At 66.8% G+C, this 18,785-nt stretch carries 19 protein-coding genes; 11 read left to right on the top strand and 8 right to left on the bottom strand.

Annotated elements, in window-relative coordinates; all coding sequences use genetic code 11:
• The first annotated feature begins 18 nt into the window (after nt 1–18).
• The 5 genes from JOF42_RS13505 (at nt 19) to JOF42_RS13485 (ending at nt 5,051) form a co-directional block, all read left to right on the top strand.
• Nucleotides 19–1,440: a dipeptidase gene (locus tag JOF42_RS13505; RefSeq protein ID WP_210098311.1), complete on the top strand. Its 1,422-nt coding sequence runs from the start codon at nt 19–21 to the stop codon at nt 1,438–1,440.
• Between the two features lie 71 nt (nt 1,441–1,511).
• Nucleotides 1,512–1,877, top strand: coding sequence for an iron-sulfur cluster insertion protein ErpA (gene erpA / locus JOF42_RS13500; RefSeq protein ID WP_210098310.1), 366 nt, complete (start codon nt 1,512–1,514; stop codon nt 1,875–1,877).
• Nucleotides 1,878–1,973: 96 nt separating this feature from the next.
• Nucleotides 1,974–2,876 carry an aa3-type cytochrome oxidase subunit II gene (ctaC, locus tag JOF42_RS13495; protein ID WP_210098309.1) on the top strand — a complete coding sequence of 301 codons (903 nt, stop codon included), beginning with the start codon at nt 1,974–1,976 and terminating at the stop codon, nt 2,874–2,876.
• Nucleotides 2,877–2,879: 3 nt separating this feature from the next.
• Nucleotides 2,880–4,613 carry an aa3-type cytochrome oxidase subunit I gene (gene ctaD / locus JOF42_RS13490; RefSeq protein ID WP_210098308.1) on the top strand — a complete coding sequence of 578 codons (1,734 nt, stop codon included), beginning with the start codon at nt 2,880–2,882 and terminating at the stop codon, nt 4,611–4,613.
• Nucleotides 4,614–4,616: 3 nt separating this feature from the next.
• Nucleotides 4,617–5,051, top strand: coding sequence for a cytochrome c oxidase subunit 4 (locus tag JOF42_RS13485; RefSeq protein WP_210098307.1), 435 nt, complete (start codon nt 4,617–4,619; stop codon nt 5,049–5,051).
• A 78-nt stretch (nt 5,052–5,129) separates the two neighbouring features.
• On the opposite strand, the gene JOF42_RS13480 is transcribed toward JOF42_RS13485, so the two are convergent.
• From JOF42_RS13480 to ctaE, 7 genes are all read right to left on the bottom strand, one after another.
• Nucleotides 5,130–5,549 carry a rhodanese-like domain-containing protein gene (locus JOF42_RS13480; RefSeq protein WP_210098306.1) on the bottom strand — a complete coding sequence of 140 codons (420 nt, stop codon included), beginning with the start codon at nt 5,547–5,549 and terminating at the stop codon, nt 5,130–5,132.
• Nucleotides 5,550–5,630: 81 nt separating this feature from the next.
• Nucleotides 5,631–6,137, bottom strand: coding sequence for a GNAT family N-acetyltransferase (locus tag JOF42_RS13475; RefSeq protein WP_210098305.1), 507 nt, complete (start codon nt 6,135–6,137; stop codon nt 5,631–5,633).
• On the bottom strand, nt 6,134–6,547 hold the full coding sequence (locus tag JOF42_RS13470) for a RidA family protein (RefSeq protein WP_210098304.1): 414 nt from the start codon (nt 6,545–6,547) through the stop codon (nt 6,134–6,136). Before JOF42_RS13470 ends, JOF42_RS13475 begins: the two co-directional genes overlap by 4 nt.
• 97 nt (nt 6,548–6,644) lie before the next feature.
• Nucleotides 6,645–8,459, bottom strand: a complete 1,815-nt coding sequence (qcrB, locus tag JOF42_RS13465; protein WP_210098303.1) for a cytochrome bc1 complex cytochrome b subunit — start codon at nt 8,457–8,459, stop codon at nt 6,645–6,647.
• Nucleotides 8,456–9,532, bottom strand: coding sequence for a cytochrome bc1 complex Rieske iron-sulfur subunit (gene qcrA / locus JOF42_RS13460; protein WP_210098302.1), 1,077 nt, complete (start codon nt 9,530–9,532; stop codon nt 8,456–8,458). The genes qcrB and qcrA overlap by 4 nt, the downstream gene beginning before the upstream one ends.
• A 36-nt stretch (nt 9,533–9,568) precedes the next feature.
• Nucleotides 9,569–10,372 (bottom strand): cytochrome bc1 complex diheme cytochrome c subunit, encoded by an 804-nt coding sequence (gene qcrC / locus JOF42_RS13455; RefSeq protein WP_210098301.1) that lies wholly within the window; start codon nt 10,370–10,372, stop codon nt 9,569–9,571.
• Nucleotides 10,373–10,392: 20 nt separating this feature from the next.
• A complete protein-coding gene (ctaE, locus tag JOF42_RS13450; protein ID WP_210098300.1) occupies nt 10,393–11,046 on the bottom strand; it encodes an aa3-type cytochrome oxidase subunit III in 654 nt (217 codons plus the stop codon).
• Nucleotides 11,047–11,238: 192 nt separating this feature from the next.
• On the opposite strand from ctaE, the gene trpD reads away from it, so the two are divergent.
• Nucleotides 11,239–12,312, top strand: coding sequence for an anthranilate phosphoribosyltransferase (gene trpD, locus JOF42_RS13445; protein WP_210098299.1), 1,074 nt, complete (start codon nt 11,239–11,241; stop codon nt 12,310–12,312).
• A complete protein-coding gene (locus tag JOF42_RS13440) occupies nt 12,312–13,298 on the top strand; it encodes a PHP domain-containing protein (RefSeq protein ID WP_210098298.1) in 987 nt (328 codons plus the stop codon). The genes trpD and JOF42_RS13440 overlap by 1 nt, the downstream gene beginning before the upstream one ends.
• Nucleotide 13,299: 1 nt before the next feature.
• On the opposite strand, the gene JOF42_RS13435 is transcribed toward JOF42_RS13440, so the two are convergent.
• Nucleotides 13,300–14,235, bottom strand: a complete 936-nt coding sequence (locus JOF42_RS13435) for a 5'-3' exonuclease (RefSeq protein ID WP_210098297.1) — start codon at nt 14,233–14,235, stop codon at nt 13,300–13,302.
• Nucleotides 14,236–14,439: 204 nt separating this feature from the next.
• Between JOF42_RS13435 and rpsA the strand changes: the two genes are divergently transcribed.
• The 4 genes from rpsA (at nt 14,440) to JOF42_RS13415 (ending at nt 18,785) form a co-directional block, all read left to right on the top strand.
• Nucleotides 14,440–15,894 carry a 30S ribosomal protein S1 gene (gene rpsA / locus JOF42_RS13430; RefSeq protein WP_053096692.1) on the top strand — a complete coding sequence of 485 codons (1,455 nt, stop codon included), beginning with the start codon at nt 14,440–14,442 and terminating at the stop codon, nt 15,892–15,894.
• A gap of 148 nt (nt 15,895–16,042) precedes the next feature.
• Entirely contained in the window at nt 16,043–16,897 is an 855-nt protein-coding gene (locus JOF42_RS13425; protein WP_210098296.1) for an ABC transporter ATP-binding protein, read from the top strand.
• The gene (locus JOF42_RS13420; RefSeq protein WP_210098295.1) at nt 16,894–17,937 is read left to right on the top strand and encodes an aliphatic sulfonate ABC transporter substrate-binding protein; all 1,044 of its coding nucleotides are present in this window, start codon (nt 16,894–16,896) and stop codon (nt 17,935–17,937) included. The genes JOF42_RS13425 and JOF42_RS13420 overlap by 4 nt, the downstream gene beginning before the upstream one ends.
• Complete coding sequence (locus tag JOF42_RS13415) at nt 17,934–18,785, top strand: ABC transporter permease (protein ID WP_210098294.1); 852 nt, start codon at nt 17,934–17,936, stop codon at nt 18,783–18,785. The genes JOF42_RS13420 and JOF42_RS13415 overlap by 4 nt, the downstream gene beginning before the upstream one ends.

Below are 18,785 nucleotides of genomic sequence, written 5' to 3'. Positions count from 1 at the left end.
CACCTTAAGATTACTCGCATGACATCTCCTGCCCAGCCCGGTGACCAGAATCCGTCCAGCGATCGCGAGCCCGCAGTCCTCGAGGCGGCGTCGACAGGTTTCCCCGCGGCCCTGAGCGACCTCGGCCGGCTCGTCCGCATCCCCGGCATGGCCTGGCCGGCTTTCGATCAGACGCAGCTCGAGCGCAGCGCCGAAGCCGTCGCCGCTCTCGCCACCGACACCGGCGTGTTCGACGAGGTCCGCATCCTGCGTGCGGCGATCCCCGGCACCGACGAGCACGGGCAGCCTGCCGTGCTCGCGACGCGCGCGGCCCGCAACGGCAAGCCCACCATCCTGCTCTACGCGCACCACGACGTGCAGCCCCCCGGAGACGACGCGCTGTGGGAGACTCCGCCGTTCGAGCCGACCGTGCGCGATGGTCGCCTGTACGGACGCGGTGCAGCCGACGACAAGGCCGGCATCATGGCCCACATCGCCTCGATCCGAGCGGTCGCCGAGGTCATCGGCGATGATCTCGAACTGGGGATCGCGATGTTCATCGAGGGCGAGGAGGAGTACGGCTCCCGTTCGTTCGCGCAGTTCCTCTCGGACAACAAGGACGCCCTGCGAGCGGACGCGATCGTGGTCGCCGACTCGGGCAACTGGGACTCGGTCACGCCCGGGCTGACGGTGTCGCTCCGCGGCAACGCACGTTTCACCGTGCGTGTGCGCACCCTCGACCACGCGTCGCACTCGGGCATGTTCGGGGGAGCGGTGCCCGACGCGATGATGGCGACGGTCAAGATGCTCTCCACTCTCTGGAACGAGGACGGCTCGGTCGCGGTCGCGGGGATGACGGAGCGGGATGCCTCCACTCCCGAGTACAGCGAGGACACCCTCCGCGATGAGGCGGGTCTTCTCCCCGGCACCTCTCCGATCGGCGACGGCACCATCCTCAGCCGGATCTGGAACAAGCCGTCGGTCACGGTCATCGGCATCGATGCGACGAGCGTCGAGGCGGCGTCGAACACGCTCCTCCCCGAGGTCACGGTCGTCGTGAGCGCTCGTGTCGCCCCCGGGCAGTCCGGCGAAGAGGCGTATGCCGCCCTTGAAGCGCACCTGCGCGCTCACGCCCCGTTCGGTGCGGAGCTCACCTTCTCCGACGTCGACCTGGGCAACGGCTTCCTCGTCGACACCAGCGGATGGGCTGTCGCCCTCACGCGTGACGCGATGCGCGACGGCTACGGGGTCGCTCCGGTCGACCTCGGCGTCGGCGGCTCGATCCCGTTCATCGCCGACCTCGTGCGGGAGTTCCCGTCCGCGCAGATCCTGGTCACCGGCGTCGAGGACCCGCACTCGAGGGCGCACAGCCCCAACGAATCGCTGCACCTCGACACGTTCCGCCATGCGGTGGTCACCGAGGCGCTTCTGCTCTCGCGGATGAACGACATCCGCATCTGAGCCCTTTCCTCCGGCCGGAGGGTAAAATCGAGTCACCAGCCGTGCGAGCGCGGCCCGTCACAAGGAGCGACATGAGCGACACCACACTGACTGCAGCAGAGACCACCCAGGCGCACGGCGTGAAGCTGACCGACGCCGCGGCGACCAAGGTGAAGAACCTCCTCGAGCAGGAGGGCCGCGACGACCTTCGTCTGCGCGTCGCCGTCCAGCCCGGCGGATGCTCCGGCCTGATTTACCAGCTGTACTTCGACGAGCGATTCCTCGAAGACGACGTGACCGTCGACTTCGACGGCGTCGAGGTCATCATCGACAACATGAGCGTCCCGTACCTCGACGGCGCATCGATCGACTTCAAGGACACGATCTCGGAGCAGGGCTTCACGATCGACAACCCCAATGCCGCGGGCAGCTGCGCCTGCGGAGACAGCTTCCACTGATCCGGACCCCCTCGCCAACCTGCGTGGTTGGCATGAATCAGGTGTGAGGTTGCCCTAGACTTGGGTGTGCCCTGTCCGCAATCTGAAAGGTGCATCGTGCCCTCGAAACGCCGCCTTCGTTGGGCCGCTCTTCCTCTGGGAGTAGTGGCAGCCGTGGCCCTGGCGGGATGTACTGCCACTGAGCTGAACGGTTACCTCCCGGGCTTCGTGGAGGGTGAGCCCGCGGCCACCAACCAGACCGAGCGCGTCTCGTCGCTCTGGGTCAACTCGTGGATCGTCCTGCTCGCCGTCGGCGTGATCACCTGGGGCCTGATGGCCTGGGCCGCGATCGCCTACCGTCGCCGCAAGGGGCAGACGGGCCTGCCGGTGCAGATGCGCTACAACATGCCGATCGAGATCTTCTACACGATCGTGCCGCTCATCCTCGTCCTGGGAATGTTCTTCTTCACCGCACGCGACCAGAGCGCGATCGAGGCGAAGTGGGATGAGCCCGACGTCGAGATCACGGCGATCGCCAAGCAGTGGGCGTGGGACTTCCAGTACGACGGCGAGAAGGAGGACAACTCCGACGCCGTCTGGACCATGGGTATCCAGGCTCAGCCCGATGCTGCAGGCAACATCGACCAGGAGCAGCTGCCGACCCTGGTGCTGCCGGTGGACCAGAAGGTCACGATCAACCTGCAGTCCCGTGACGTCATCCACTCGTTCTGGATCATCGACTTCCTCTACAAGAAGGACATGTACATCGGGAAGGACAACTCCTGGTCCTTCATCCCGACGCGTGTCGGCGAGTACGCCGGCAAGTGCGCCGAGCTCTGTGGCGAGTACCACTCGATGATGCTCTTCAACGTCAAGGTCGTCGAGCAGGACGAGTACGACGCCTACCTCCAGTCGCTCGAGGAGGAAGGCAACACGGGAGACATCACGGACGCCTACGACCGTCTGTCGAACTACCCGGGCACCACCGCACCGACCGACTCCGAGGAAGGAGAGGAGTAAGCCATGTCGACAACTGAAGCCCCCCGCACCGACGAGGCCCCCCGCTCCCGTCCCACTGCTCTTCCCGCTCGCCAGGCTGCTCTCATGAGCTCCTCGCGGGTCGAGCAGAAGGGCAACATCGTCGTCAAGTGGATCACCTCCACCGACCACAAGACGATCGGGTACATGTACCTCATCGCCTCGGTGCTGTTCTTCCTGCTCGGTGGCGTGATGGCCCTCGTCATCCGCGCAGAGCTGTTCGCGCCCGGGATGCAGATCATCCCGACGAAGGAGCAGTACAACCAGCTCTTCACGATGCACGGCACGATCATGCTGCTGATGTTCGCGACTCCGCTCTTCGCCGGATTCGCGAACGCCATCCTGCCGCTGCAGATCGGCGCACCTGACGTCGCCTTCCCGCGTCTCAACGCGTTCGCCTTCTGGCTCTTCCTGTTCGGCTCGACCATCGCGGTCGCCGGATTCCTCACCCCGCAGGGCGCGGCCTCGTTCGGCTGGTTCGCCTACCAGCCGCTCGCCAGTGCCTCGTTCACGCCCGGTGCGGGTGGAAACCTGTGGATGGTCGGACTCGGAATCTCCGGTTTCGGAACGATCCTCGGCGCCGTGAACTTCATCACGACCATCATCACGATGCGTGCGCCCGGTATGACCATGTGGCGCATGCCGATCTTCTCGTGGAACACGCTCATCACGAGCCTCCTCGTCCTGATGGCGTTCCCGGTGCTCGCGGCTGCGATCTTCGCCGCCGCCGCAGACCGCATCCTCGGTGCGCACATCTACGACCCGGCCAACGGCGGTGTCCTGCTCTGGCAGCACCTCTTCTGGTTCTTCGGTCACCCTGAGGTGTACATCATCGCCCTGCCGTTCTTCGGCATCGTCTCGGAGATCTTCCCGGTCTTCAGCCGCAAGCCGATCTTCGGTTACAAGACGCTCGTCTACGCGACGATCGCCATCGCCGCGCTCTCGGTCGCGGTGTGGGCTCACCACATGTACGTCACCGGTTCCGTGCTGCTGCCGTTCTTCGCCCTGATGACGATGCTCATCGCGGTGCCGACCGGTGTGAAGATCTTCAACTGGATCGGGACGCTCTGGCGAGGGTCCGTCACGTTCGAGACGCCCATGGTGTTCGCGCTCGGCTTCCTCGTGTCGTTCGTCTTCGGTGGTCTCACCGGCGTGATCCTCGCGGCCCCGCCGCTGGACTTCGCCCTCTCCGATTCGTACTTCGTCGTGGCGCACTTCCACTACGTGGTCTTCGGTACCGTGGTCTTCGCGATGTTCGCCGGCTTCTACTTCTGGTGGCCGAAGTGGACCGGTCGCATGCTCAACGAGCGTCTCGGCTACGTGCACTTCTGGATGCTGTTCATCGGCTTCCACATGACCTTCCTCATCCAGCACTGGCTGGGCGTCGACGGCATGGTGCGTCGCTATGCGGACTACTCCGCGGCTGACGGCTGGACCTGGCAGAACCAGGTCTCCACGATCGGTGCGATCATCCTCGGTGCGTCGATGCTGCCGTTCTTCCTGAACGTCTGGATCACCGCGCGCAAGGCACCCAAGGTCACGGTCAACGACCCGTGGGGTTACGGCGCCTCGCTCGAGTGGGCGACGTCGTGCCCGCCGCCGCGACACAACTTCACGTCGATCCCGCGTATCCGCAGCGAGCGTCCCGCATTCGACCTGAACCACCCGGAGGCAGCGGAGTTCACGCCTGCCGTTCCCGGCGAGCGAGAGGGTCACTGAGCCATGCGCGACAACGTCATTCTGTGGTGGGTCCTGACCGCCTTCTTCGCGCTGGTGGGCGTCGTCTACACCGGCTGGCACATTCTCGCGACGCCGGCGGACAACTTCGCCGCGCGGATCGAGTGGGTCGGAACCGTGGCGCTCTTCTTCGCCGCTTTCATGGGTGCGATGGTGGCCTTCTACCTCGACCGCACTCACAAGGCGCAGAACGGTGAGCTGCCGGAAGACATCCTGACCAGCGACATCGATGACGGTGACCCCGAGCTCGGTGAGTTCAGCCCGTGGTCCTGGTGGCCGCTGGTGCTGGCAGCCTCCGCCGGCGTCTTCGTCGTCGGACTCGCCGTCGGTCACTTCCTGCTTCCGATCGGTATCGCGATCTTCGTCGTGGCGATCGTCGGCTGGGTCTACGAGTACTACCGCGGCAACTTCGCCCGCTGAGCATCACGAAGAAGGCCCCTGGGATTCGTCCCAGGGGCCTTCTTCGTGCGCGAGCTCGGCGCTGTGAACCAACCCGCCCTATGCCCGTGTGCGCACGCGCGCGATGCCCGTGAGGGGGTCGACGGGGCGGCGGTGCACGCCGTCCGCGTCCTCGACGGGATAGCCCTCGCGTACCCAGTACTCGAAGCCTCCGATCATCTCCCGCACGTCGTATCCGAGCGTGGCGAACTCCAGCGCCCCCTTGGCTCCGGCGTTACACCCGGGACTCCAGCAGTACACGACGACCGTCGAGCCGACGGGGATCTCTTCGGGTGCGCGGGTGGCGATCTCGCTGTAATGCATGTGGATGGCGCCTGAGACGCGTCCCTGGGCCCAAGCCTCGCCCGAGCGCACGTCGACGACCACGAGGGCCTCTCCGGCCTTGAGAGCGGCGTGGACGTCGCTGGCGTCGGTCTCGTAGGCGAGTTTGGCGGCGTAGTACTCGGCGCGATCGATCATGTCGTCAGCCTACGGATCGGCCGGTGGACATGCCCTCGTCATCCGGACGCGGATGCACCGGATTCCGCCAGAGTGGATCCCTCAGAGCTCGACGGTCATCTGCACGCGACGACCGTAGCGGTCGAGCGAGAGCGATGCCTCCGTGTCGACGAGGCCGCGCTGAAACGGAGTCTCCGGGATGCTCTCCAGGAACCCGCACGAAGAGTAGAACGGCGCATTCCAGGGGATCTCGGCGTACGTCCGCAGCGTCATGCGCGTGTATCCCCGTTCGCGTGCCTCATCGAGAGCAGCACTGACGAGTCGGCGCCCGTAGCCCTGGCGTCCGGACGCAGGGAGGACGGAGAGCTGCTCGAGGTGGGCGTGGCCGTCGGCGTCCAGAACGTGGACGAAACCGACGGGGGAGGTGTCGCTGGGGTCTTCGAGCACGAAGACGAAACCGGGAGCGCTCAGTCTCCCGGCACCGTCGCCGGCAGGCGGCCATTCCGGTGCGCCGAGACTCTCGATCAGCAAGGCGTCCGCATGTGTCTCGATGGCGTGGAGGGCTTCCGCGTCCTCCGACACGGCCGGACGGATGACGACGTCGCTCATCGTGCCTCCTCCGAGATCGCGGCGACGGCTTCGATCTCGACCAATTGCTGATCGTATCCGAGCACCGTCACTCCGAGGAGGGTGCTCGGTACGTCGTGGTCTCCGAAGGCCGCGTGTACGACGTCCCAGGCCGCCACCAGGTCCTTCTGCGTCGACGAAGCCACCAGCACGCGTGTGCTGATGACATCGGTGAGCGTCGCGCCGCTGGCGTGCAGCGCGGTCTGCAACGTCTCGACGCAGCGGGCTGCCTGTGCGGCATAGTCGCCGGGAGCCGTGGTGCTGCCATCGTCTTCGAGGGGACACGCACCGGCGAGGAAGATGAGTCGGGATCCGACTGGAGCTGTGGCCGCATAGGCGTAGGGTGCAGCGGCGAGGTCGGCGGAACGGATGAGGTGGACTGCGGAGCTCATGCCACGATCCTTCCATGACGACATGAGAGGCTCCCGGATGCACGACGAAGGCCCTGTCCGAAACGGACAGGGCCTTCGTCGTGGGGGAGCGGTGAACCTACTCGCCGTCCTCAGACTTCTTCTTGCGAGGCTTCTTCACCGGCTCGGTCGCGATGACCGTGCTGGGGGTGTTCGGCGTCTCGTCGACGTGCGTCTCGCTGACGGTGAGCGGTGCGTCGGGGAAACCCGCGCGCTCGTGAGCGCCCTGGATCTCCGCCGCCTCGGTCTCGTCGTTGTGCGCCTCGACATGGTGCTGGTGAGCATCCGCAGCCTCGACCTCTGCCTGCGTGAGCGGGGCGAGGCGGTCCTCGAAGAACCACCGGGAGATCGACGAACGCAGGTTCTCGGTCCACGAGATGCGACCCTTCGCGTTCGGGCGCACCACCAGCGGTTCGTATCCGTCGACGTCGATCAGCTTCCAGCGGTCGTACGTGTCGACCGGCTGGTGCACCTCGATGAACTCGCCGCCGGGGAGGCGGACGATGCGGCCCGACTCGAAACCGTGCAGGACGATCTCGCGGTCCTTCTTCTGCAGGGCGATGGCGATGCGCTTCGCCACGAAGTATCCGAGCACCGGTCCGACGAACAGCAGGGCTTGGAGCGTGTGGATGACACCCTCCATCGTGAGCATGAAGTGCGTCGCGATGAGGTCGGAGGATGCGGCAGCCCACAGCACCGCGTAGAAGATGACGCCGGCCACGCCGATGGCGGTGCGGGTCGCCGCGTTGCGCGGACGCTGAGCGATGTGGTGCTCGCGCTTGTCGCCCGTGATCCACGCCTCGATGAAGGGGTAGATCGCGACGAGCACGATGAAGAGTCCGAGCACGATCACCGGCAGCAGGATTCCGAACGACCAGGTGCGGTCGAGGAAGACGACGTCGAGGTTCGACGGAGCGAGTCGCAGAGCGCCGTCGGCGAATCCGATGTACCAGTCAGGCTGAGTACCGGCGGAGACGGGGGACGGGTCGTACGGGCCGTAGTTCCAGATCGGGTTGATCTGGAAGAACGTCGCGATCAGCACGATCGTGCCGAAGACGATGAACAGGTAGCCGCCCATCTTCGACATGTAGACCGGCATCATCGGGTAGCCCACGACGTTGTCGTTCGTGCGGCCGGGGCCGGCGAACTGCGTGTGCTTGTTGACGATCATGAGCATCAGGTGCACCACGATCAGACCGATGACCAGCAGCGGCAGCAGCAGGATGTGCAGCGTGTAGAGGCGGCCGACGATGTCGGTGCCGGGGAACTCGCCGCCGAAGAGGAGGAACGAGATCCAGGTGCCGACGAGCGGGAAGCCCTTGATCATGCCGTCGATGATGCGCAGGCCGTTGCCCGAGAGCAGGTCGTCAGGCAGCGAGTAGCCGGTGAAGCCCTCGGCCATGGCGAGGATGAAGAGCACGAAGCCGATCACCCAGTTGAGCTCACGGGGCTTGCGGAACGCGCCCGTGAAGAAGACGCGCAGCATGTGCACGCCGATGCCGGCGACGAAGACGAGCGCGGCCCAGTGGTGGATCTGGCGGACCAGGAGACCACCGCGGAGGTCGAACGAGATGTGCAGGGACGACTCGAGGGCGGCCGACATCTCGATACCGCGCATCGGGGCGTACGCACCGGTGTAGTGCGTCTCGACCATGGATGCCTGGAAGAAGAACGTCAGGAAGGTTCCCGAGAGGAACACGACCACGAAGCTCCACAGCGCGATCTCGCCCAGCATGAACGACCAGTGGTCCGGGAAGATCTTGCGTCCGAGCTCCTTGACGAAACCGGAGATGCTGGTGCGCTCATCGATGTAGTTCGACGCGGCGCCGACGAATCGGCCGCCGAGAGGCGCCTTGTTGTCCTTGTCCTCTTTGGACAGCGTTGCGGTGCTCAATGGCGCTCCCAGAAGCTCGGGCCGACGGGCTCGGTGAAGTCACTGCGTGCGACGAGGTAGCCCTCGTCGTCGACGGTGATGGGCAGCTGCGGCAGCGGACGTGCGGCAGGTCCGAAGATGACCTTGGCGTGATCCGTGACGTCGAACTGCGACTGGTGGCAGGGGCAGAGGAGGTGGTGGGTCTGCTGCTCGTACAGCGCCACAGGGCAGCCGACGTGGGTGCAGACCTTCGAGTACGCGACGATGCCGTCGTACGACCAGTCCTTGCGGTCCTCGGCCTCGGTCAGCTGCTCGGGGCGAAGGCGCATCATCAGGACGATGGCCTTGGCCTTCTCCTCGAGGTAGCCGTCGTGGTGGCTGAGGTCGGCGAGGTCTTCCGGGATCACGTGGAACGCGGAGCCGAGGGTCACGTCCGCCGCGCGGATGGGCGTTCCGTCGGGGTCGCGGACCAGTCGCTGGCCCTTCTCCCACATGGTGTGCTTCAGCAGCGCCACCGGGTCGCCCGCGGTGGGGTCGTCGGGGGTGCTGTGCGGGGCCAGCCCGCGGAAGAGCGTCACGCCGGGGATGATCGAGGCCACGATCGCCGCGAACAGCGAGTTGCGGATCATCGTGCGGCGACCGAAGCCGGACTCCTCGTTCGCGGTCGCGAACGCCTCGACGACGGCTTCACGGGTCGAGTCCTTGCCACGGGTGGGGTGGCGGTGCTCGATGTGCTCCTTGTCGCTCATCAGCGCCTTGGACCAGTGGATCGCGCCGATGCCGATCGACAGCAGTGCCAGAGCGATGCCCAGACCGATGAAGAGGTTGTTCTGGCGGATGTCGATGAGCGCACCGCTCTCGATGGGGAACAGCATGTAGGCGGCGACCGCCCAGATGCTTCCTGCCAGCGAGAGGTAGAACAGGGTGTAGACCGTGCGCTCCGCAGCCTTCTCGGCGCGCGGGTCCTTGTCGGTCATCCGCTCGCGATGCGGCGGCAAACCGGGGTTCTGCACGGGATCGCTGACTGCGACACCCAGCCCCGGAGAGGGCTGGTAGGCCCTGTCAAGAGCCTGCGAGTCGTCGTCGTGTGCCATGGTGCTCCTCGTACGTTCCTCTTCGATGATTAAGCGTCAGTTGGACTTCGCCGTGATCCACACGGTGATGGCGACGAGTGCGCCGATTCCGAAGATCCAGACGAACAGTCCCTCGGAGACAGGGCCGAGCGAACCGAGCGAGAATCCGCCGATCTGCACGGACTGCTGCTGGAAGAGCAGAGCCGAGATGATGTCGCGCTTGTCCTCGTCCGACAGGTTCATGTCGCCGAAGACGGGCATGTTCTGGGGACCGGTGACCATGGCCGCGTACATGTGCAGTGCGCTGGTCTCGGTCAGTGCCGGGGCGTACTTGCCCTCGGTGAGTGCTCCACCTGCCGCAGCCACGTTGTGGCACATCGCGCAGTTGACGCGGAACAGCTCGGCTCCGTGGGCGACGTCACCCTCGCCGTCGAGGATGCGGTCCTCGGGGAAGGTCGGGCCGGGGGCCTCGGACTGCACGTACGACGAGATCGCCAGGATCTGGTCCTCGGTGAACTGCGGCGTCTTCTGCGGTGCCTGCGGGCCCTGCATCTGCAGCGGCATACGACCGGTCGACAGCTGGAACTCGGTCGCGAGTTCGCCCACGCCGTAGAGGCTCGGGCCGTTCGCGGTTCCCTGCAGATCGAGACCGTGGCAGGTGGCGCAGTTCGCCGTGAACAGCTTCTCGCCGTCCTCGACGGTGAGCGTGCTCGCCGCGGTGGTCTGGGTGTCCGTCGCAGCGAAGGCCGCCGACGTTCCGGCATACACCGCGCCGGTGATCATGAGGCCTGCTCCGATGAGGGCCGCAGCAGCCAGGGGACTGCGACGACCGTTGGAACGGCGCTTCTTCTCTCGTGCCATCTCGGGGATCAGCTCCGCTCTTATTTCAGGAAGTAGATAACGACGAACAGCACGATCCAGACGACGTCGACGAAGTGCCAGTAGTAGGACACCACGATCGAGGAGGTCGCCTCCTTGTGCCGGAAATTCTTGACGGCGTATGCGCGTCCGATGACGAGCAGGAACGCGATGAGGCCGCCGGTCACGTGCAGGGCGTGGAAGCCGGTGGTGATGTAGAACGCGGAGGCGTAGGAGTCAGCGCTGATCGGCATGCCTTCAGCGACGAGCTGTGCGTACTCCCAGACCTGACCCGACACGAAGATCGCTCCGAGTGCGAAGGTGAGGAAGAACCACTCGACCATGCCCCAACCGAACAGGCGACGACGGCCTGCGCCGTTCTTCTGTCCCTTGGCGAGGCGGTACGGCTGCAGGTCCTCGGCCGCGAACACGCCCATCTGGCACGTGAAGGAGGAGAGCACCAGGATCGCCGTGTTCACGAACGCGAACGGGACGTTAAGCAGTTCGGTGCGGTCGGCCCAGAGCTCGGGGGAGGTGCTGCGGAGCGTGAAGTAGATCGCGAAGAGTCCCGCGAAGAACATCACCTCGCTGCCGAGCCACACAATGGTGCCGACAGCTACCGGGTTGGGGCGCTTGATCGTTCTTGCCGCCGGGGCATACGTCGCTGAGGTCGTCACCCTTCCATTATGGCCGATCCTCGGGTGTGATTCTCGCACCGGAGGGCTCCAATTCGCTGTCATGCGACTTAGGCGACCCTAAGAAAACACTGCGAATCCTCGGTGAATCCGCGGGAAACGGGGGATGCCGCGGGCGGTGGCGATCTCGACGAAGACTCTGCACGTTTTCCCGACGCCGATAGGATCGCACACATGGCTGATTCCCTGACCTGGTCCGACGTGCTCACCACCCTCCTGGAGCGTCGCGACCTCAGCGTCTGGGAGTCCACCTGGGCGATGCGTCAGATCATGCGGGGCGATGTGACGGAGGCGCAGCTCGCGGGCTTCCTCGTCGCGCTGCGCGCCAAGGGAGAGACGATCGACGAGATCGTCGGCTTCCGCGACGCCATCCTCGAAGCCGCCGTACCCCTGCCCGTATCGCCGAACGTGCTCGACATCGTCGGCACGGGAGGCGACCGCATCGGAACCGTGAACGTGTCGACCACGGCGGCCGTGATCATCGGCGCCACCGGCGTCCCCGTCGTCAAGCACGGCAACAGGGCGGCGAGTTCGGCCTCCGGATCGTCCGACGTCCTGAGCGCGCTCGGTCTCGAGCTCACCCTCGATCCCGCGGCGGTGTCGTCGATCCTCGACCGCACCGGGATCACCTTCGCCTGGGCCGGCGCCTTCCATCCCGGCTTCAAGCACGCGGGTGCCGTTCGCGCGGAGCTCGGCGTCCCCACCGTCTTCAACATGCTCGGGCCGCTCTGCAACCCCGCTCGCGCCGAGGCCAACGCGGTGGGGGTGGCGCAGCTGGAACGCGTGCCCCTCATCACCGGCGTCTTCCGTACGCGCGGGGCGACCGCGCTCGTCTTCCGTGGCGATGACGGTCTGGACGAGCTCACGACGACCGGCCACAGTCGCATCTGGGAGGTCACCCGCGGTGACATCCACGAGCACGACCTCGATCCGCGTGACCTCGGAATCCCGATCGCCGACCTCGCCGATCTGATCGGCGGCACGCCCGACCACAATGCGGACGTGCTCCGCAGGACGCTCGCCGGCGAGAAGGGGGCGGTGCGAGACATCGTGCTCCTCAACGCAGCGGCCGGCATCGTCGCCTTCGAGCTGTCGCAGGACGCGACCCAGGTGCAGCGGCCGATCCTCGAGAGGCTGCGCGAGGGACACGAGCGCGCCGCCGCAGCGGTGGACGACGGTCGTGCGGCCGCGAAGCTCGACGAGTGGATCGGCGTCAGCCGAGAACTGGCCACAGCCCAGGCGATGTGATGGATCCCGTCGCCGCTCTTCTCGAGATCGCCTCTCTGCTCGAGCGCGAGCGGGCGTCGCGATATCGCGCGAAGGCGTTCCGCCAGGCGGCTGCAGCACTCGAGCAGCTGCCTGAGGATGTCCGCACCGATCCCACGCGCCTGCGCGCCGCGAAGGGGATCGGGGAATCGACCTTCGGTGTCATCCGTCAGGCGCAGGCGGGTGAGGTCCCGGACTACCTCGTCGAGCTCCGTGGCGACGTCGAGCCGGAGCGGGTGTCGGAACTGCGTTCGGCGCTGCGCGGCGACCTCCACGCGCACACGGACTGGTCGGACGGGACGACGTCGATCGCGGTCATGGCCGCCGCCGCGCGGGCGCTCGGGCACGAGTATCAGGCGATCACCGACCACTCGCCGCGCCTCCGGGTGGCCCGTGGGCTCTCCGCCGAGAGGCTCCGCGAACAGATCCCCCTCGTGCGGGCAGAGTCGGGCGAGGGATTCACGCTGCTCGCGGGCATCGAGGTCGACATCCTCGAAGACGGAGCGCTCGATCAGGGGGACTCGCTGCTCGGTGAGCTCGACATCGTCGTGGCATCCGTGCATTCGAAACTGCGCATGGATGCGAGGCCGATGACGGCTCGGATGATCGCGGCCGTCTCCCATCCGCGGGTGAACGTGCTCGGCCATTGCACCGGACGGCTCGTGCAGGGGGAGCGCGGTACGCGTTCCGAGTCGCAGTTCGACGCCGCCGCGGTGTTCGCGGCGTGCGCCGAGAACGGCGTCGCGGTCGAGATCAACTCGCGCCCGGAGCGCCAGGATCCGCCCGACGAGCTGATCGCGATCGCGCTGGAGGCGGGCTGCCTCTTCTCCATCGACTCGGACGCCCACGCGCCGGGTCAGCTGTCACTTCTCGACCACGGCGCCGAGCGCGCCGAGCGTGCGGGCGTGCCGGCCTCCCGGATCATCACCACGTGGGGGCTCGAACGGCTTCTCGCCTGGTCGAGCTGACTCAGTCCCCGACCGTCGCGACGGCGGCGACCGCACGGGCCATCGACGACCCGAGGTTCCATTTCTCCGCGAGCGCTGTCGCCTCGTCGACCTCGGCCGGATCGAGCGGGCGGAGCGGTTCCGCCGGCGCGATGATGTCGAGGTCCGTGGCCACCGCGACCACGGTGGGAGCGACGTCGAGATAGTCCGCTGCGGCGAGGACCTTGGCCCGTACGCCTGCGCTCATCCCCTCACCCGCCTCGGCGGCCGCTCGGATGCCGACGAGATCGCCGTGCGTCTGCAGGAGGGTCGCCGCGGTCTTCTCGCCGACCCCGGCGACGCCGGGCAGACCGTCGGACGCATCACCGCGCATCGTGGCGAAGTCGGCGTACTGGCCGGGCAGCACGCCGTACTTGGCGACGACCACGGCATCCGTCACGATCTCGAGGTTGCTCATGCCCCTCGCGGTGTAGACGACGCGCACATCCCTCGCGTCGTCGACGAGCTGGAAGAGGTCGCGATCGCCCGTGACGATGTCGACGGGCATGGTCGCGTGCGTGGCGAGGGTGCCGATGACGTCGTCGGCCTCGTGCTCGGCCACGCCGATGATCGGGATGCCGAGGAGGCCGAGCGTCTGGCGGATCAGCGGGATCTGCGCTTCGAGGGGGTCGGGCACCTCTTCGACGTCGGGCCCGGCCGCCACGACCTCGACCACACGATGCGCCTTGTAGCTCGGGATCAGGTCGACGCGCCACTGCGGGCGCCAGTCGTCGTCCCAGCAGGCGATCACGTGCGTCGGTTCGTAGAGGGTGATGAGCTTCGCGATGATGTCGAGCAGGCCGCGCGCCGCGTTGATGGGGGAGCCGTCCGGAGCCGTCACCTTGTCGGGAACGCCGTAGAAGGCACGGAAGTAGAGGCTGGCGGTGTCGAGCAGAAGGAGCTTGTCGGCGCGTGGCATGCCCACAGTCTGTCAGCGTGGGGGCATCGCGCGATATTGCATCCTTCGAGCAGCCCCGAGATCTGATAGCCTTGACTGTCACTCGTGGCGTGCCTATGCATGCCCGGGTGGCAGAAACCAAATCAATCGCTGCAGAGCTCGTGATCGGCCGTGCGCGGCCGGAGCCTTCAGCCCGAGTCTCCATTCACAAGGACAACCCACTACATGACTACCGCAACGACCGCCCCGGCCACCAAGCAGGTCGCCATCAACGACATCGGATCTGCTGAGGACTTCCTGGCCGCGGTCGAGAAGACCCTGAAGTTCTTCAACGACGGCGACATCATCGAAGGAACGATCGTCAAGATCGACCGCGATGAGGTCCTGCTCGATGTCGGATACAAGACCGAGGGTGTCATCCCCTCGCGCGAGCTCTCGATCAAGCACGACGTCGACCCCAACGAGGTCGTCAAGGTCGGCGACGAGGTCGAGGCCCTGGTTCTCCAGAAGGAGGACAAGGAAGGCCGTCTGATCCTCTCCAAGAAGCGTGCTCAGTACGAGCGTGCCTGGGGAGACGTCGAGAAGATCAAGGAGAACGACGGCGTCGTCACCGGTACGGTCATCGAGGTCGTCAAGGGTGGACTCATCGTCGACATCGGCCTCCGTGGCTTCCTGCCGGCTTCGCTCATCGAGCTGCGCCGCGTCCGCGACCTCACGCCGTACCTCGGCCAGGAGATCGAGGCCAAGATCCTCGAGCTCGACAAGAACCGCAACAACGTCGTGCTCAGCCGCCGTGCGCTGCTCGAGCAGACGCAGTCGGAGTCGCGCACCACGTTCCTGAACAACCTGCACAAGGGTCAGGTCCGCAAGGGTGTCGTGTCGTCGATCGTCAACTTCGGTGCGTTCGTCGACCTGGGCGGCGTGGACGGCCTCGTGCACGTCTCCGAGCTGTCCTGGAAGCACATCGAGCACGCCTCCGAGGTCGTCGAGGTGGGCCAGGAGGTCACCGTCGAGATCCTCGAGGTCGACCTCGACCGCGAGCGCGTCTCCCTGTCGCTGAAGGCGACGCAGGAGGACCCGTGGCAGGTCTTCGCCCGTACCCACGCGATCGGTCAGGTCACGCCGGGTAAGGTCACCAAGCTCGTTCCGTTCGGTGCGTTCGTTCGCGTCGCAGACGGCATCGAGGGCCTCGTCCACATCTCCGAGCTCTCCAGCAAGCACGTCGAGCTGGCCGAGCAGGTCGTGTCGGTCGGCGAAGAGGTCTTCGTCAAGGTCATCGACATCGACCTCGAGCGTCGCCGCATCTCGCTCTCGCTGAAGCAGGCGAACGAGGCCGTCGACGTCAACGGCACCGAGTTCGACCCGGCCCTCTACGGCATGCTCGCCGAGTACGACGAGGCCGGCGAGTACAAGTACCCGGAGGGCTTCGACCCCGAGACCGGTGCGTGGAAGGAAGGCTTCGACACCCAGCGCGAGGCATGGGAGCAGGAGTACGCTGCAGCCCAGGCTCGCTGGGAGGCCCACAAGGCTCAGGTTGCCAAGGCAGCCGAGGCCGAGGCGGCCGCTGGCGACGACTTCGGTGGCCAGGTCTTCTCGAGCGAGGCCGCAGGCGCGGGCACGCTCGCTGATGACGAGGCACTCGCGGCACTCCGCGAGAAGCTCTCGGGCGGCAACGCGTAAGCGTCACGCTTTCTGGAACGGGCCGTCATCCTTCGGGATGGCGGCCCGTTCCGCGTATCCGCCCCGTGTCGACGAGGTGTCGACGGCTGCATGACCGAACATTACGTCCGCATTCGTCACATTTCTGCGGGTTGGACAGCATGGGGGTATGACCTCCCTGCTCTCCGCGCCGTCCACGGCACGCGGCCCGGCGATCGCCGGCACCGCCCAGCCCGTGCGCCTGCACGGGGTGGAGCGGAGCTTCCCCGTCACCCGTGGCCGCCGGGACGTCCTCCGCGGAGTCGACGTCGACGTCGCCGCCGGCGAGATCGTCGCGATCGTCGGGCCGTCCGGATGCGGGAAGTCGACGCTCCTGCGTCTGGTGGGCGGACTGGATGCGCCGACGAGCGGCCGCATCCTGCTCGATGACTCCGCTGTCGCCGATGTCGATGAGCGCACCGCGATCGCGTTCCAGGAGCCGCGGCTCCTGCCGTGGCGCACGATCGCGCAGAACGTCGAGCTCGGGCTTCCGCGCGGCACCGCTCGACGCGAGGGGCGTGAGCGTGTGCGGGAGCTGCTCGAGCTGGTCGGTCTCGGCCAGGCCGCAGATCAGCGTCCGCGTGAAGTGTCGGGTGGAATGGCACAGCGCGCCTCTCTGGCCCGGGCGCTCGCCCGCAACCCCGGTGTGCTCCTGCTCGACGAGCCCTTCGGAGCGCTCGATGCCCTGACCCGCCTGCGGATGCACGACCTCCTCCTGAAGATCCACGCCGCCGAGCCCACGACCGTCCTCCTCGTCACCCATGACGTCGAAGAGGCCCTCTACCTGGCCGATCGCGTGCTGCTGCTGCGCACGCTCGTCGGCGACGCCGAGACGGATGCGCCCTCCATCGTGCGCACGATCACCGTTCCCGGTATCCGCCCCCGTGACCGCGCCGATCGCGGTCTCGCTGACCTCCGCGCCGAGCTGCTTGAAGGACTCGGCGTCGACACCCACCACAGCACCGCCACCGAGGAGACCCGATGAGCACCATCACCCGCCGAATCATCCCCGCGATCGCCGTCGCCGGGACGATGATGCTCGTCGCGACCGGCTGCGTCGCCGGTGAGAACGCCACGGCCTCCGACGCGAAGGACGACGCCGCGTCGACCGGGGAGTGGTCGTCCGACACGCTGTCGATCGACTTCGCCACGTACAACCCTCTCAGCCTCGTGATCCGCGACCAGGGCATCCTCGAGGAGATCCTGGGCGACGACGTCGAGGTCGAGTGGGTGCAGTCCGCCGGATCCAACAAGGCGAACGAGTTGCTGCGCTCCGGCTCGATCGACGTGGGCTCGACCGCAGGTTCTGCCGCGCTCCTCGCTCGCGCGAACGGCTCTCCGATTCAGGTCATCGACATCTTCTCTCAGCCCGAGTGGTCGGCGATCGTCGTCGGTCCCGACAGCGACATCACCTCCGTCGAGGACCTCGCGGGCAAGTCGGTCGCCGCGACCAAGGGCACTGACCCGTACTTCTTCCTGCTGCAGTCGCTCGAGGAGGCCGGTCTCTCGGTCGACGACGTCGAGGTGCAGAACCTCCAGCACGCGGACGGGCGCGCCGCGCTCGACGGCGGCTCGGTCGACGCCTGGGCCGGACTCGACCCGATCATGGCCGCGGCCGAGGTGGAGTCGGGTGACCAGCTCATCTACCGCAACGTCGACTTCAACACCTACGGGTTCCTGAACGCGACCGAGGACTTCATCGAGAACCACGCCGATCTCGCCCAGGCGGTGGTGGACGCCTACGAGAAGGCGCGCGACTGGGCTCTCGAGAACCCGGACGAGACCGCGGCGCTGCTCGCCGAGGTGGCCGGCATCGACGTCGAGGTCGCCAAGACCGTGATCACCGAGCGCTCGAACCTCGACGTGAGCGGGATCCCCGGTGACGATCAGGTCGCCGTGCTCGAGAAGATCGCGCCCGTGCTCGCCGACTCCGGTGACGTGCAGGGCGGCAAGGATTCGGTCGACAAGGCGCTCGACTCGATCGTGAACGCGACGTTCGCCGAGAAGGCGGTCGGGGGCGAGTGACCGACCAGGTGGTGGTCCCCGCCGACGCGCGTGAGGCGCTCGACGCCGCTCGAGGTGTCCGTCGGCGGCCCGAGGTGGGCGCGCGGCATGCGTGGGACCGTCCGGCAGTGCGGATCGCCGGCGGGTTCCTGCTGCCTGTCCTCATCCTCATCGCGTGGCAGGTCGTGACGACCACCGGAGCCGTCGCGCCCTACCTGCTGCCGTCTCCGGAATCCGTCTTCGCTGCCGGTGTCGAGCTGGCCGAGCGGGGGCTGCTCTGGACGCACATCGCGATCTCGGTGCAGCGCGTGCTGCTCGGCTTCGCGATCGGATCAGTGATCGGACTCGCGATCGCGGGGATCGTCGGGCTCTCGAGGATCGGCGACGTGCTGCTCAGCCCGACGCTCTCGGCAGTCCGTGCGGTCCCGTCCCTGGCCTGGGTGCCGCTGCTCATTCTCTGGATGCAGATCGGTGAGGAGTCGAAGGTGACGCTGATCGCGATCGGCGCCTTCTTCCCCGTCTACACCACGGTCGCGTCGGCGCTCCGCCATGTCGATCCGCTGCTGGTCGAGGCCGGGCGGTCGTTCAGCCTGCGCGGCTGGTCGCTGTTCCGCACCGTGCAACTGCCCGCAGTCGTGCCGTCGGTGATCGCCGGCCTCCGACTCGCGCTCGCACAGGCGTGGCTGTTCCTGGTCGCAGCAGAGCTCATCGCGTCGTCGATGGGACTCGGGTTCCTGCTCACCGATTCTCAGAGCAACGGACGCGTCGACCGCATCCTGCTCTCGATCGTCCTGCTCGCGCTCCTCGGGACGATCACGAACGCGCTTCTCGTTCTGGTCGAGAAGTACCTGCTCCGACGGTGGGTGTGA

It is taken from the genome of Microbacterium phyllosphaerae (assembly GCF_017876435.1).
GTDB lineage: Bacteria > Actinomycetota > Actinomycetes > Actinomycetales > Microbacteriaceae > Microbacterium > Microbacterium phyllosphaerae.
Note: the sequence above shows the minus strand (reverse complement) of the source record. Positions and strands in the feature narration are given on the sequence as shown.

Bases quoted from the DNA above. Each gene is read 5' to 3' on its own strand.
- JOF42_RS13505 (WP_210098311.1), top strand. From the start codon at position 19: ATGACATCTCCTGCCCAGCCCGGTGACCAGAATCCGTCCAGCGATCGC.
- erpA (WP_210098310.1), top strand. From the start codon at position 1,512: ATGAGCGACACCACACTGACTGCAGCAGAGACCACCCAGGCGCACGGC.
- ctaD (WP_210098308.1), top strand. From the start codon at position 2,880: ATGTCGACAACTGAAGCCCCCCGCACCGACGAGGCCCCCCGCTCCCGT.
- JOF42_RS13485 (WP_210098307.1), top strand. From the start codon at position 4,617: ATGCGCGACAACGTCATTCTGTGGTGGGTCCTGACCGCCTTCTTCGCG.
- JOF42_RS13480 (WP_210098306.1), bottom strand. From the start codon at position 5,549: ATGATCGATCGCGCCGAGTACTACGCCGCCAAACTCGCCTACGAGACC.
- JOF42_RS13475 (WP_210098305.1), bottom strand. From the start codon at position 6,137: ATGAGCGACGTCGTCATCCGTCCGGCCGTGTCGGAGGACGCGGAAGCC.
- JOF42_RS13470 (WP_210098304.1), bottom strand. From the start codon at position 6,547: ATGAGCTCCGCAGTCCACCTCATCCGTTCCGCCGACCTCGCCGCTGCA.
- qcrA (WP_210098302.1), bottom strand. From the start codon at position 9,532: ATGGCACACGACGACGACTCGCAGGCTCTTGACAGGGCCTACCAGCCC.
- qcrC (WP_210098301.1), bottom strand. From the start codon at position 10,372: ATGGCACGAGAGAAGAAGCGCCGTTCCAACGGTCGTCGCAGTCCCCTG.
- trpD (WP_210098299.1), top strand. From the start codon at position 11,239: ATGGCTGATTCCCTGACCTGGTCCGACGTGCTCACCACCCTCCTGGAG.
- JOF42_RS13440 (WP_210098298.1), top strand. From the start codon at position 12,312: ATGGATCCCGTCGCCGCTCTTCTCGAGATCGCCTCTCTGCTCGAGCGC.
- JOF42_RS13435 (WP_210098297.1), bottom strand. From the start codon at position 14,235: ATGCCACGCGCCGACAAGCTCCTTCTGCTCGACACCGCCAGCCTCTAC.
- rpsA (WP_053096692.1), top strand. From the start codon at position 14,440: ATGACTACCGCAACGACCGCCCCGGCCACCAAGCAGGTCGCCATCAAC.
- JOF42_RS13425 (WP_210098296.1), top strand. From the start codon at position 16,043: ATGACCTCCCTGCTCTCCGCGCCGTCCACGGCACGCGGCCCGGCGATC.
- JOF42_RS13420 (WP_210098295.1), top strand. From the start codon at position 16,894: ATGAGCACCATCACCCGCCGAATCATCCCCGCGATCGCCGTCGCCGGG.